This is a genomic window from Seohaeicola saemankumensis (assembly GCF_021021435.1).
Taxonomy (GTDB): Bacteria; Pseudomonadota; Alphaproteobacteria; order Rhodobacterales; family Rhodobacteraceae; genus Seohaeicola.
In genome coordinates, this window is record NZ_JAINWI010000064.1 from 1 (window position 1) to 992 (window position 992).

Below are 992 nucleotides of genomic sequence, written 5' to 3' on the forward strand. Positions count from 1 at the left end.
CGCCATGTTGGACAATTCGGCCCTGAAGGACCTGCTCGGAAAAAAATGGTAGCGCCCGCCGCGAAGCGGCAAGCGGTCGCGCATCTTGTGGAAGGCCACGGGATGAGCGAACGGCGGGCGTGCCGGGTCATCGGCTGTTGCCGGATGACGATGCGCTATGAGGCGATCCGGCAGGATGATCCCGTGCTGCGGGAGAGGCTGAAGGAACTGGCCAAGGTTCGCCGCAGGTTCGGCTATCGGCGGCTGCATGTGTTCTTGCGGCGCGAGGGCTATGAGGTGAACCATAAACGCCTGTTCCGTATCTACCGCGAAGAGCGACTGCATGTGCGGCGCCGGGGCGGGCGCAAGCGGGCGATCGGCACGCGGGCCTCGATGGTGCTGCCGCTGATGCCGAACCAGCGCTGGTCGTTGGACTTCGTGTCGGACCAGTTGACCGATGGCCGCCGGTTCCGGATATTGACCGTGGTCGATGACTGCACACGCGAATGCCTCGCCCTGATCGCGGATACTTCGCTCTCAGGCGCACGGGTCGCGCGGGAACTGGCAACCCTGTTCGATACCTGGGGCAAACCCGCAACGGTGGTCAGCGACAATGGGACCGAGTTCACTTCGAACGCGATCCTGACCTTCGCCGATGACCGCAAGATCGACTGGCATTACATCGCGCCGGGCAAGCCGACCCAAAACGCCTTCATCGAAAGCTTCAACGGTCGCCTACGGGACGAACTCCTGAACGAGACGCTGTTCCCGTCTCTGAGCCATGCCCGCGCCACACTGGCCGCCTGGCGCACGGACCACAACACCGAACGCCCCCATTCGCGCCTCGGCTGGCAGACGCCTGCCGCGTTCGCCCAAACCTTCACCCTGCAACGGGGCCTGACGCTGCGCAATCCGCAAAGCTCCGCGCCAGCCCCCGTTGCCCAACCCGCCCAAATGGGCAAAACTCAAGCCCAGAGTCTCGCTCACGCTGGATAAAAGTTGGGGGCAACGTC

General features: G+C 64.1%; 1 pseudogene. It reads left to right on the forward strand.

The annotated features are described in order from the left end of the window. Positions 1-975 (forward strand): annotated as a pseudogene (locus K7H22_RS19970) (IS3 family transposase); the annotation flags it as partial. Positions 976-992: the final 17 nt, after the last annotated feature.